Source organism: Hydrogenovibrio sp. 3SP14C1 (genome assembly GCF_029625905.1).
Classification (GTDB): domain Bacteria; phylum Pseudomonadota; class Gammaproteobacteria; order Thiomicrospirales; family Thiomicrospiraceae; genus Hydrogenovibrio.
In genome coordinates this window covers 21,711-34,709 of sequence record NZ_JARTLM010000008.1, presented here as the reverse complement: position 1 = coordinate 34,709, position 12,999 = coordinate 21,711, and the positions used below count along the sequence as shown (strand labels likewise).

The 12,999-nt window shown below is 38.6% G+C and carries 13 protein-coding genes; 5 read left to right on the top strand and 8 right to left on the bottom strand.

Annotated elements, in window-relative coordinates:
• Positions 1 to 30 precede the first annotated feature (30 nt).
• The 4 genes from flgA to P8629_RS07855 all read left to right on the top strand — a co-directional run bounded on the left by flgA (position 31) and on the right by P8629_RS07855 (position 2,401).
• On the top strand, positions 31 to 768 hold the full coding sequence (gene flgA, locus P8629_RS07870) for a flagellar basal body P-ring formation chaperone FlgA (RefSeq protein WP_336618923.1): 738 nt from the start codon (positions 31 to 33) through the stop codon (positions 766 to 768).
• A gap of 97 nt (positions 769 to 865) precedes the next feature.
• Entirely contained in the window at positions 866 to 1,186 is a 321-nt protein-coding gene (gene flgM / locus P8629_RS07865) for a flagellar biosynthesis anti-sigma factor FlgM (RefSeq protein WP_278165580.1), read from the top strand.
• A 22-nt stretch (positions 1,187 to 1,208) separates the two neighbouring features.
• Positions 1,209 to 1,697: a flagella synthesis protein FlgN gene (locus tag P8629_RS07860; RefSeq protein WP_278165579.1), complete on the top strand. Its 489-nt coding sequence runs from the start codon at positions 1,209 to 1,211 to the stop codon at positions 1,695 to 1,697.
• A 131-nt stretch (positions 1,698 to 1,828) separates the two neighbouring features.
• Positions 1,829 to 2,401: a PilZ domain-containing protein gene (locus tag P8629_RS07855; protein ID WP_278165578.1), complete on the top strand. Its 573-nt coding sequence runs from the start codon at positions 1,829 to 1,831 to the stop codon at positions 2,399 to 2,401.
• Between the two features lie 215 nt (positions 2,402 to 2,616).
• Here the strand turns inward: P8629_RS07855 and P8629_RS07850 are convergent, their stop codons facing one another.
• From P8629_RS07850 to P8629_RS07815, 8 genes are all read right to left on the bottom strand, one after another.
• Positions 2,617 to 2,913, bottom strand: a complete 297-nt coding sequence (locus P8629_RS07850; RefSeq protein WP_278165577.1) for a hypothetical protein — start codon at positions 2,911 to 2,913, stop codon at positions 2,617 to 2,619.
• A 43-nt stretch (positions 2,914 to 2,956) separates the two neighbouring features.
• The gene (locus tag P8629_RS07845) at positions 2,957 to 3,589 is read right to left on the bottom strand and encodes an LPP20 family lipoprotein (protein ID WP_278165576.1); all 633 of its coding nucleotides are present in this window, start codon (positions 3,587 to 3,589) and stop codon (positions 2,957 to 2,959) included.
• Between the two features lie 15 nt (positions 3,590 to 3,604).
• Positions 3,605 to 3,862, bottom strand: coding sequence for a hypothetical protein (locus tag P8629_RS07840; RefSeq protein WP_278165575.1), 258 nt, complete (start codon positions 3,860 to 3,862; stop codon positions 3,605 to 3,607).
• A 24-nt stretch (positions 3,863 to 3,886) separates the two neighbouring features.
• Positions 3,887 to 5,293, bottom strand: coding sequence for a hypothetical protein (locus P8629_RS07835; protein WP_278165574.1), 1,407 nt, complete (start codon positions 5,291 to 5,293; stop codon positions 3,887 to 3,889).
• Between the two features lie 118 nt (positions 5,294 to 5,411).
• A complete protein-coding gene (locus P8629_RS07830) occupies positions 5,412 to 6,770 on the bottom strand; it encodes a hypothetical protein (protein WP_278165573.1) in 1,359 nt (452 codons plus the stop codon).
• 104 nt (positions 6,771 to 6,874) lie between these two features.
• Positions 6,875 to 9,523: an aminopeptidase N gene (gene pepN / locus P8629_RS07825; RefSeq protein WP_278165572.1), complete on the bottom strand. Its 2,649-nt coding sequence runs from the start codon at positions 9,521 to 9,523 to the stop codon at positions 6,875 to 6,877.
• Positions 9,524 to 9,712: 189 nt separating this feature from the next.
• Positions 9,713 to 10,276 (bottom strand): peptidoglycan-associated lipoprotein Pal, encoded by a 564-nt coding sequence (pal, locus tag P8629_RS07820; protein ID WP_278165571.1) that lies wholly within the window; start codon positions 10,274 to 10,276, stop codon positions 9,713 to 9,715.
• Positions 10,277 to 10,464: 188 nt separating this feature from the next.
• Complete coding sequence (locus P8629_RS07815; RefSeq protein WP_278165570.1) at positions 10,465 to 11,187, bottom strand: helix-turn-helix domain-containing protein; 723 nt, start codon at positions 11,185 to 11,187, stop codon at positions 10,465 to 10,467.
• A gap of 538 nt (positions 11,188 to 11,725) precedes the next feature.
• Here P8629_RS07815 and P8629_RS07810 point away from each other — a divergent pair.
• Complete coding sequence (locus tag P8629_RS07810) at positions 11,726 to 12,931, top strand: PfkB family carbohydrate kinase (RefSeq protein ID WP_278165569.1); 1,206 nt, start codon at positions 11,726 to 11,728, stop codon at positions 12,929 to 12,931.
• The last annotated feature ends 68 nt before the right edge of the window (positions 12,932 to 12,999 follow it).

Here is a 12,999-nt window from a genome sequence, read left to right as displayed (position 1 = left end):
AGCAAGCAAAACGCAATCAAAAGTATCTAAATGAGACCCATAAAACTGTTTATTCAACACCTTCCTGTCGCCCTTTTCATTCTGAGTGCTTCTATGCTCAACAGTACCATCGTGCGAGCCGATAACATATCTCACAAACCAGAGAGTCAACCGCTTGACACCCTGTACAAGATGGTACGATCACACCTAAAGCAAAAAACTGACCAAAAAGTTTATAATGCGCAAATAGATATCCGAGAATTTAGCCGGCGCCTGCAACTTCCAAAGTGCCAAGGAACATTGATTTTGGAAGACAAAGCACCAGAAAAACTTTATGGAAGAATGACTCTACGCCTTGTCTGTCCCGCGCCAGAATGGAAAGTATATGTCACCGCAACGGTAGAAGGTGATGTGCCTGTGGTCATGACAACTAAAGCAATCTTAAAACAGGCCGTTATAAATAAAGATGATGTGAAACTGGAATTAGTTCCATACCAAAAAACAAAAACAGGCGCATTAATAGACATTGAAAGTGCTATCGGCATGAGGGCTAAAAGAGGGATTTCACCCAATAGCATTTTAACGGTAAGGCAGTTACAACCGCCTTATTTAGTTTTGGAAGACAATAATGTTACGATTATTACCTATATCGGTAACATTAAAGTAGAGTCGGTTGGAAAGGCATTAAAAGACGGTGTTAAAAACCAACAAGTTCCGGTCGAAAACCTGTCTTCTAAAAAAATAGTAAAAGGCATAGTTATTGCTCCAAACACAGTTCTCGTTCCTTAAAGAACAAAAAACCTTAAAAAAAAACTAAAGTTATTAGGAATTTGTCGATAAATAATGTAGATACAGATAAATTAATTGTTAAAATACAAGAGACAAATTGGGGATTTACGTCATGGATATTAAAAATATCAACCAAACTTTAGTGAATAATCGCTTGAATGATTCAGCGAGCAATTCACCAAAAGGTAATACATCACCTGCTGCATCCAATGCTTCTAAAGATACGGATAAAGTCACTTTGACAGATGTTTCATCTCAAGTAAACAATCTTGAAAAACAAGCGGCCGCAAGCAGCATTGATAATTCAGCACGTATTGCAGAGTTACGAGAGTCCATTAAAGATGGAACTTACCAAGTAGACGCTGAAAAAGTGGCCAACAAATTAATCCAAACCGAAGTTTTACTAGCAGGCAGTTAAGCGCTGAAGGTACGGCATGTTTATGACTCAAGTAACTGACACAAAAGATATTCCCCAACGTCTTGATCAGTTGCTTGAAGATTTAAACACCTTTGAATCTATCCTAGATCAAGAAGCAAGTGTCTTAAAGACATCAGATATCTCCCCTCTTATCAGCATTCTTGAACAAAAAGAAACCCTTTCAGAACGTCTTACGCAATCATTTAACTGGCTATCAACAAACTTATCTCCTGATAATAGCGTTCGACTTTCTTTAAAAGAACTACTATTAGTTGATTCCGTTCAAAACCTATCTGAAAAAACGCAACGTCAATTGCAACACGCTGTCGATTTAGCGACTCAATGTTACGAAAAAAATATCATCAATGGTATGACAGTACAGGCATTGAAAAACATGAATCAAACACTCTTAAACGTGTTTACCGGACAGGATCAGAATGCGCAAACCTACGGTTCTTCTGGAAAAGCTGCGACTTCAGAAACAAAATCCAATCCACTAGGAAAAGCTTAAGTCACATCAACCTCACAAATGCTTACTTGGCTTATTTTCTGCTTTAAGTAAAATTCAATACTAAAACCTTACATCCTGAAAACATATGCATTAATATATGTTTAATTTGAAAGTTAAAAGAGAAAATAATAATGGCCTCTAAAAATAGTCGCTCTTTCTTTAGAATTGATGTGATGCTGCCATGCAGTTACCATATCATTTCCGCTGAAGATGCCAAAAACAACCCACTTCCTCTTCAAGCTGATTCTGGTTATATTGAGAAATATTTCATGGAAAACTTGAATGAACTGGATGAACAGATCCATACTATCATTTCCCAGATTGGGCAAAAAAGTGCACTACTATCAACAGCTTTAACAGCACTGAACAGTAAACTAAATTTTTTACTGCAAACAGTTGATAAAAAACAACTCGTGCATGCAATCCCACAACAAATGGTAAACATCAGTGCTGGAGGCGTTGCAATCAAAGTGCATGAACCGGTCAAAGAAAGTGACAAGGTTGATTTACTTATCCAGCCTTTAGAAGATGAACCTCCGGTACTGGTTCGCTGCAGCATTATCAAAATCATCCCTGATAAAGATATTGCAACAGCATCGACTATTGCTTTGGAATACGACAACTTATCTGAAGACGATCGTAGAAAATTGGTTTATTTTATTCAAGGCAAAGAAATTGAAATGGCGAACCAACAAAGACAATAATTTTCTTTGATAAACCTCGCATTTCACTCTTATTTAAAAGCCCTTTTTAAGGGCTTTTTTTATTTCTACCGGAAACACTTCTTTTTAAATCTATTGCACCGTTGACCTTAAACTCATTCTCAAAGCACTTATAAAGATTAATGATACAAAAAAACCGGCTAAAGCCGGCTTCGAATTTTGAGTAAAACATGTTGTGACATTCTTAACACTTTTGGTTAAGGAAAAGAATACCGTTTATCTTTAGAAGTTTTTTGTTTCTTTTGAGTCGCCGCTTCTTGCTCGCTCATAAAATTCTTCACTTCTAATTTTAGTTGTTCTATATCCTTAAGCCCATTTTTAAGCTCTTGCGAGTTAGATCTATTTTGCCTAGCTTGCTGCTTAATCAGCTTGCTTTGCTTATATACCTTACCTTCTAATATACGAACCCGTGTACTAATACTAGCGGCTTCCGCAATGGTCTGAAAAGTGAACAGCATCAACATTATAGAAACCAAAAAGGTTATTTTTTTCATCACTTTTCTCCTAATGGAACACTAACACTTGATTCATTAAGAGTTAACGTCCTCCTAAGCCTTGGAACTCATCAACTGAAATAGTCGATTTTTTAGACGCATCGTGCGTGTAAACAAAGGTGTTGTTAAAGAAGCTTTTATCAACGTATACTTCTAAGATGGTTTCGTAGTTATGATCAGCTAAAGGCGTAATACTCACAAGTCTAGCGCCTCTTACTAGGGCATCAACCCGTGCTCTAAAACTATCGTTTTGCGCTGTTAAGGTGGCTACCGAGGTATTACTGTCAATTTTAATGCCATAAAGTTGCTCAGCAAGCGAACGATAAGCATCCAATTTAGCTGAACGAATCGCCATTAATCGACGTTGACCAGGCGTATAGCCTTCAAAGGTACTTTCAGCACCATAACCAATACCAGAAATCTTGATCAGTTCTGGTTCATGAGATTTTTTATTCACTGTATAAACAACTTTTTGTTCTGATTCAGTGTTCGCTTGAACTTTATCTTTTTCTACTGATTCAATTTCAGCTTCTGCTTTAACTTTAACAGTAGGTTCAGCATTATCTACTTTAGATTCCTGCTTTGATTGATAATCATTTTTAGGGGGTTGTGATGTACAACCAGCTAATACAAAGGCACTGGTTAATGCCGTTAATAATAAAGTCTGCTTTTTCATAACAGTTTCTCCGTTTTACTCAAAAAAAGATTGTTTTCTATAAGTCCGGTGAGCCACCCAATCATTCGACTGACCTTCCGTACAATTATTCCGTTGCTCGCGATACTTAAGATCGTCCACATAATATTCGCAGCCATGACGATACTTAATATTTGAAACGGCACTCGTTTCATAATAGCTTGGCATCGAATAAGTCGTGGTTGCACTGCTACAAGCCATTAAATTAATCAAACTGATTATGATGAACCCTCGTTTTAATAATTTTATAAGCATTCATATTCCTAGTAATGATTCTTATTAACGCACGCCATCAAAAAATGGATTACTCGGTGCACTATATTGATAACTAGATTCTTTTCTGTGCTGCTCTTTAATAAGTTCCGCTTTCTTTTGTTTCTTTATTGCTTCAAGTTCTTTTGAGGCTTGAACCTGCTCTTCCAGTATCGTTTTTTCGACTTTTTTAACTGTTTTTAAAACCGTCTTGTACTGAGATTGTAAAGATTTAATTCGTCGATTCACTTCTGCAATTCTTCTTTGTGTAACGACCACTTGCGAACTTACTTTATCCATTTTTTTAACTAGCTCAGGATTTACTTTGACCATTTCAATCGTTTGAGCAGCGGGAACCTGTTGTGTTTGTTTAGGTGAAACTACCACTGTTTTATCTGCAGTAGCTTTCTCATGTTCAGGTTTTACAGGCTTAGCAGGACCAGATTTATTTTGAGTGGCGCCGACACTGTTTAACGCTGCTGAATTACTCGATAACATCGGACTTAACTGAGTAAGATCTCGATTTAACTGTTCAATTTGAAAGCTTAATGCATCCAGCTTCTTCTCAACCTGCTTCACGGTTTTTTCAGAGCTAGCAGCTTTGATCATACCCTGAGTGGAACCTGCCTGAATATCTTCTAACAAAGTTATCGTTTTATCATCCAAACTCGAACTTGATGATATGGCACCCCAGAAGCCAATCCCAATCCCAACCAGCACGAGAACTATTGTGATTGAGCTGAAAATAATAATCAGTTTTTTTATTGAATCCATTTCGGCCACCGTTAAATTGTTTGGACTTTGGTTTTGTTCTTGTGTTTGATTCTGTTGCTGTAAAGCAGCACGTTTTTGTAAAAAATTTTCAGCACCGTCTTCCATGCCAGAATCCATTCCCCCACCCTGCTCTGGAGGTGACATCATATTGCCGCCTCCTTGTTCAGGTGGAGACATCATATTGCCACCTTCTGGTGGATCTGAACTGAATAACGGTTCAAGCTCGGGTTCAGGCATGCCCATGCCCATCCCCTGTCCTGGCTGCTGCTCAGGCTCAGGCTCAGGCTCAGGCTCAGGTTCTGGCTCAGGTTCTGGCTCAGGTTCTGGCTCAGGTTCTGGCTCTGGCTCTGGCTCTGGCTCTGGCTCTGGCTCTGGCTCTGGCTCAGGCTCAGGCTCAGGCTCAGGCTCTGGCTCAGGCTCAGGCTCAGGCTCAGGCTCAGGTTCTGGCTCTGGCTCTGGCTCAGGTTCTGGCTCAGGTTCTGGCTCAGGTTCAGGCTCAGGCTCAGGTTCGGGATCAGCATCTAGCCCGTCTAATAAATCATCAACAATATCTTCAGACGCATCGTCATTGTCTGAAACAGCCTCAAGCTCAGCTTCATCCAACAATGCATCAATACTGTCTAAATCATTAGGGTCAATTGTGTCGCCCGTATCAGCCACGCTTGTATCCTCAAAACAGATTAAATTAAAAACGCTTTTTAATAAGCCAGTATCGCTTCCATCAAAATAGCCAGGCCTGGCTATTTTTTAAAAACTACCTTGCTTAAAAAGAAAGTCCCTAGTCAGTTAACTTTTCGAACACACCCGTATCCAACCAATAAATGTCTGGGTAAAAATGCAGGTTTTGACTCTCATCTAAGGTTAACTGACCTAATTGAGTGTTCATTACCATCGAGTGTTGTCGCGTCGTTTCAATGACAGCTTTTGCTGCCACTTCCCCTAAAGCATAAAAAATGCCAACGTGCTTATTTGAGTCGGCATTTTCTTTATTTTGCTTAACTGAACGGGCATAGGACACAGGAAGAATGGCAGAAGTGGCCTGCCAAAAAGGAAGACTGGACGTAAACTCATCAACGCTTGGACGCTTTGAAGGTAGCCAAATGTGCGGGACAGAACTAAGTTGATAGTATTCAAGTATAGGTGAAATTTGCATAGCAAGCCGATAAGGCAAAAAGCTAACGACCAACTCCAGGTCTTGTCGTGGTCGTTCTGTAAATTGAATTGGCGACCGAATAGTTCTTTGCAACCAAGCTTTCCGGCTGATTGACTTAATTGAGTTTACCGATTTTTCTAACGCTTGATCAACGTTTGAGACAATAGGTTGCTCTTGAATATCCACTGGATACACTAAACTTTGCTCTGACCAATGGCTTTTAAAGTCATTCATTAATGCTTGTGAATTATCCGAATCGTCTGTTAAAACAATAATTCTTTGATAATGCGCCTTTTTGACCAGTGAAACCAACTTGTCTACCGCATCCCTATTCGACAAAGGAACAAAAGATTTAACTAAAGGAGAAGGGTTTTCGAGCTCATTAAAGACTAGCATGGGCGCATTTAGTTCCAAGTGATTAAGTGCTTCAACATTCTCTTTAATCAATGGGCCAAAAATAAACGTTGGTTGATAGAGTCTAATCCACTCCCAAGCTTCAAACATAGAATCGTAAATATTAGAATCCAACACCTCCAGATTGCTATCTGGATAAATCGATTTTAAAGACGACTTCAGTCCCTCATAAACCTTTTGCCCTGCCTGAGCATAAGGACCTGACATTGGCAAAACAGCTAAAATTCGATCTGGTTTAAACACAAACACTTGAGCAGTTTCCTCATGTGCCTGGACAGATTGATTCAAGTAAAGCTTTAATGCTGCCATTCGATTTTGAAGATTCAAAGGTAGTTCAATACCTGCACCCTGCACCCTGAACTCAGAAAGATAGGCTCGCACTTGATCCTTTTGAGCATTTTTTTGGGCAAGCTCTGCCTTCAATAACAAAATTTCAAGATCGATTAACTTGATTTGTTGATCAAGCGAAAGGCTCGACTCAGGCTGTTCTAAACCTACCTGATTTTTTGATTCAAGCTCAGGCTGAAAATCAACCGACAAGGCAGGTAAGGAATAGGCAAATATTGCCACTGGCAACAAGCCTGTACGCCCGCATGTCTTGATTAGAAGCTTAACAAGACACCATGACGTCGATACGGTTTTAGAAAATTGAATAAAAGCCATCATTGTTAATGTCAGTCATGCAATGTTAATGTTTTTGAAGCAATTTCAAACACATCTTTTGAGAGATGCTCAGTATTGGCAATCTGCTCTATAGCTTCACGCATCAATGTTTTTCTCGGTTCGGCGAGTCGCTGCCACTGACTATAAAAAGAGGTTAAACGGGCTGCGACTTGAGGGTTAATCTTATCAATCTTAAGCACTTCTTCTGCCAGAAACTGATATCCTTCACCCGTTTTGGTATGAAACCCGACAAAATTCATTCGACCAAACACGCCTATAAGACTGTGAAGCCGATTAGGATTGTGGTAGGTAAAGTCTGGATGCGTCGTTAATTTCTTCACCTCATCCAATGCAGACTTGGATTGTGCACTGGCCTGCAGTGCAAACCACTTGTCCATTACCAAGTTATCTGATTGCCATTTATCATAAAAATCTTCCAAACACTGCGCTCTTTCAACTCGATTAAGATGGTTCATAGCGTCTAAAGCAGCTAACACATCGGTCATATTATGATGCTGTTGATATTGCGCTAGACCCAGCTCAAAATGTTGCGGCAACTGTAACAAATAGCTAAGACAGCGATTTTTTAACATTCGGCTGGCTATGTCTTCTTTGCGATATTGATACTTAGTTTGCTCAGCTTGCTGCAAGCCCTGATAAATCTCTAGCATTGGTTCTTCAAAAAACTCAGCAATCGCTTGTTTCAAAAATTTATGCGAGGCGATGATCGCATCCATATTCATTTCGGCATATTGCTCAGAAAAATAGGTAATATCGGGCAAAGCCATCGCCAGTGATTTAAGCGCGGAATCAATTTCATTGTCCTCAAGAACTGCTTTAAATGCCGTCTGATAGCTATCTAAAAAGATGCTTGGCTTTGAGTTTTCAAAACGCGTGACATTCTCTTTTAGATTCATCATAGCGAGTTTTTGAATAGACTCCCAACGGACAAAACTATCAGAATCATGTGATGCCAATACCATCAACTCTGCTTCTGTTGCATCATAATCAAGATAAACAGGGGCCGAAAAATGCCTTAACAAAGAAAGACAAGGTGTCGTTGTGACTCCCATAAACTCAAAAGTATCATTTAACTGGGTGACCTTTAACAAAGTCCCTTTTTCTGTCTGGCTGACTTTATTTTTAGTACTGATCGACGGTTTTATAGGAATTGGATGCCCTTCTTCATCCATGAATCCAAATAGCACAGGAATCAGCAATGGCAAATGAACCTGCTTACCGTTCAAGAACTGGGAAAATTTTAATGCCAAGCACTTAGTAATTGGATTATAAGTCTTAGTAACCTTCAAATGAGGTGTTCCAGATTGAACGTACCAATGATGCATTTGATCCAAATTCACATGATTAGCATCCGCCATTGCTTGGCGAAAATCTTGAACCGTTACCGCTTGCCCATCAAAAAGTTCGACATATCGCTTCATTCCTTTTTGAAAGCCAGCCTCTCCTAATAAGGTGTGGTATAAACGAACCACTTCAGACCCTTTTTCATAAATTGTCATCGTATAAAAGTTATTCATCTCAATATAGGACTGTGGTTGAATAGGATGTGCCATCGGTCCAGCATCTTCAGGGAACTGGTTGCTCCTAAGTCGCTTAACATCTTCTATTCTTTTAACATCCGGGGACAGCATGTCAGCAGAGAATTCCTGGTCTCGGAAAACCGTCAACCCTTCTTTTAACGTTAATTGAAACCAATCTCGACAGGTAATACGGTTGCCCGTCCAGTTATGAAAATATTCATGCCCAATGACAGACTCAATTCCTTCAAAGTCATGATCTGTTGCTGTTTCAGGCTTGGCAAGTACGTATTTGGAATTGAAGACATTCAGCCCTTTATTCTCCATCGCACCCATATTGAAATCATCTACAGCGACAATCATATAAATATCTAGATCATAAGCTAGCCCAAACCGCTCTTCATCCCATCGCATCGACTTCTTCAACGAAGTCATGGCATGCTCACATTTATCAATGTTACGGGCTTCCACATAAATTTTTAAAGCGACTTTTCTATTTTCCTGGGTAACGAAACTATCCTCGATTACCTCTAAATTACCAGCAACCAAAGCAAACAAATAACACGGTTTTTTATAAGGATCTTCCCAAACAGCATAATGCTGATTATTTTCTAATTCGCCTGAATCAATCAAATTTCCATTAGATAATAAAACTTTACTTTCGGATTTATCCGCCACAATTTTCGTGGTAAAGAAACTTAGAACATCAGGCCTATCCATATAATAAGTAATGCGCCTGAACCCTTCCGCCTCACACTGGGTGCAATAATTTCCACTCGTCCGATAAAGCCCTTCCAAAAAAGTATTACTTTCAGGGTTAACCTCAGTAATAATTTCCAACTCAAATTGGTTTGATTTGGGAAATAACGTTAAAGAGTCAGAGTTAAGCTGATAATTCTCTTTCCCCAATAAACGGTCATTCTCTTTTACAGAAATCAACGTTAGCGATTCGTCACCATCTAATACTAATGGCTTGTTACCATGCTTAGCCTCAATCACCATATGGTTAACGATTTGAGTTTTATTGGGTGACAGATAGAAAGTTAAATAAACCGATTTAATTTCATAATCTGGCGCTTGATAATCTTTTAGGAAGTGTTCTTGAGGAATGTTTTTAGTCATGATCTTTTATTATTATGCGTTACTCAAACTTGCCTTTACTTGAAAAAGCCGTCTGAAATTGGAAAGGAGTTTGTCTTATTATAAAAATTTTGGCATTTCAAGAATGAAAGACAAGCTGAAAATGAAGAAAAAAAAAGCCTTTCTGCCAAAAAGCAGAAAGGCTTTTAGTTATGCGCTTAAATCAAGAACTTAATATGAAAATTCAGCTCGACGATTTTTAGCCCATGCTGCTTTATTATGCGCAGGATCAACAGGATTTTCTTCACCGAAGCTGATGACATTAATACGGCTTGGGCTCACACCTTCAGCGATTAAAGCATTTTTAACCGCATTCGCACGACGCTCACCTAACGCAAGGTTATATTCACGTGTACCACGCTCATCACAATATCCTTTAACGGTAACCATTGCAGAAGAGTTCAATGCCATATAGTCTGCGTTCATTTTAACCACATCATAAAATTGTGCTTGAACTTCAGAGCGATCAAATTCAAAGTTTACAACTTTTCCTTGAAGCGCTGCGTATAAGTCTTCAGCTGTTTGGCCTGCAGAGTTTGTTGCCGCAGCCATATCGTCACCAGAACCAGCATTTGAATCAGTTGCCGATGATGTTTCTGTTCCAGTTGTTCCGGACGTTTGCTCAGCTGTTGAACCAGAATCAGCCTCTTCATTTGTTGGAGTTGAACTACAACCCACTAAAGTTAACCCTAAAAAACCAACCAGAAAAAGCTGCTTAAGACCTGATGTAGACATGATAAATCCTCTCACTTTTAATAAAAATTATTATTTAATTTGACTCAATTCTAAAAGAAAACGAATTTGATTTAAAGTTTTATGTAAAAAAACTTATTTTTTTATTTTTTCTTTCTAAAAAAACATTTACTTACAATACTTTTTTAACCAATTAGCAACCGCACTAAACGACCTTTCGTAAAACCCTTTTACTCGATTTTATCATTAGCGAGCTCTCTAAGAGAAACCTCATTTTCAATAACTACTTCTTTTTTCTTCCAAGTCATCATACCTTGTTTTTGGAATTTTCCAAGGATACGTGAAACCGTTTCAGGTGTTAAGTTTAAAAAATTAGCGACATCCCGATGAAGAATATTCAGCCGGAATTGTCGGTGTTCGTATCCGCGAGATTTATATTTAGTTGACATCAGCAAAATAAAATCCGCCAATCGTTGCTCAGCGGTCTTTTGCGTTAAGATGGTTGAGTGTAATCGACTGCTCATGATCTCATGACTCATCAAACTAAACATTTGTGAATTCAAGTGAGGCACTTCAGCGCTTAAAGAAGTCAATTGCCCATAAGGTAATGCGCACACGGTGGTGGTGTCCAGCGCAACCGCATAAAATTCGTGAGAATCATATGCCATTGCTTCCATACCCACGATGTCTCCAGGTAAATAAAAGCCATGAATAACCTCAGACTCGTCTTCTGAAAAAGAGATTAGCTTAACGATTCCAGCCCGGATGGCATACAAACAGGAAAAATCCTCTCCTGCAGAATATAGATACTCACCTTTAGAAATGGAAGGTAACCGATCAACCAATTGGTCTAATCGATCAAGATCTGTCTCGTACAACCCATTTGCAAAACAAATCGTTTGTAAGGCACATTTGGCGCAACTGGCATTAAATCCAGTCTGTTTTTCTGTCATATTATTTCAAACATCTAATTTGTCATCATTGAACTGCAAACATTCTAGCAAAATATATGTTAAATGTATGAAGCATAATGAAATAATTAATTCTTAATACACCCTAATATACCGATAAGTAAATTTAATAAAAATATTGTCAAAAATAATTTTATTTTTTTCCATTTTTTTACTGAAAATTACGGGCTAAAATTATCTGCTCATTTTTTAATCAATTTAAAAAAGAGTAACATTTTTAAAGCATTTAGCACACAAGTTATGAAACTCTTCACAAAGTTATCCACAGCTTCTGTGGATTATAAACAGCCTCACTAAAAAGGCAAATAACACAAACAAATATCATTTTTATAATTTAAATTCAATAAGTTAAAATGTTTTTCTAGAAAGCAACTGAGCAAAAAAAACTAATACCACATGTTTTCATGTCAAGCATTTTTTCAAATTATTCACTTTTTTCACGCAAACCCGTCATACGCCTACTAAAAACCGGTTTTATGTTAAAATCCGTACACAAAATTTTATAGATCAAGGAAAAGAGATGGCGAAAATTTTAGGCATAGGAAATGCGGTTCTAGACATCATTTTGAAAACACCACACTACCCTAGAGAAGACGAAGAATTACGAGCTAGTACTCGTCATTTTGAAATAGGGGGCAATGTCAGCAATAGCCTTTATGTTCTCAGTCAATTAGGTCATGAATCTTCAATCATGACAACCATTGGAGGTGATGACTCAGCAAAGCAGCTCGTCAATGGCTTAAAATCGCGTCAGATCAATACCGATCATATGCAACGTTTCATACAGGGACAAACACCGACATCGTATATTATCTTAAATACTGAAAACGGAAGCAGAACCATCACCCACTTCCGGGATCTATCAGAACTCAGTTTTGATTTCTTTGCCAAAGTGGAGATTGAAAATTATGATTGGCTACACTTTGAAGGACGCAACATTGAAAACCTGACCGGCATGCTTAATATTGCAAAAACCTTCTTAACCCATCAACCTATTTCGTTAGAAGTCGAAAAAGCACGTGATGGAATTGAAGCCCTATTCCCTCAAGCCAACGTATTATTCTTTTCTCACCACTATGCTCAGCAAAAAGGCTTTAAAGATGGGCAGGCTTTACTACAAGAAATGAAATTACTCGCTCCTGAAAGTCATTTGGTCTGTACTTGGGGAAAACAAGGAGCATGGTTTTGCCAGGCAGGTCAGGAGATCCAACATCAAGCGATTCATGCCATTCCTCAAACCATTGATACCCTTGGTGCTGGAGATACGTTTAATGCAGCTGTCATTGATGCAATGAGCCAGAATAAACCACTTTTTGAAGCCGTAGAAGCAGGATCAAAACTGGCGGCAAGAAAATGTCAACAAGAAGGGTTGGATAAATTACTGAGTGAAATCAAAGAAAAACAACCCTTGGCGAATATCAAACAATTAAGCAATGCTAAAACAATGGTAGTGCCATGCGCAGACCTAGACCACTCAGTGATTTTGATTAAACATGAAACGGGCATAAAAGCTTACGAAAATAATTGTCCTCATCAAGATGTTCCGCTCAATGAAGCTTATAAAATTGATGTCAACCCATTCGAAAAAACCATGAAGTGCTCCGTACACGATGCTTTCTTTAATATCGAAGATGGTGTGTGCGTGGAAGGCCCTTGCATGAACGATGAACTGGAACCGGTCTTAATTGAAATTGATGATAATGGAGATATTTATCTTGCCTCATAGGTTTTTAAAAAAGCCTTAAGGCAGAAACAAAAAACGACCAGGCCTGGTCGTTTTTTGTTTTATTTGAG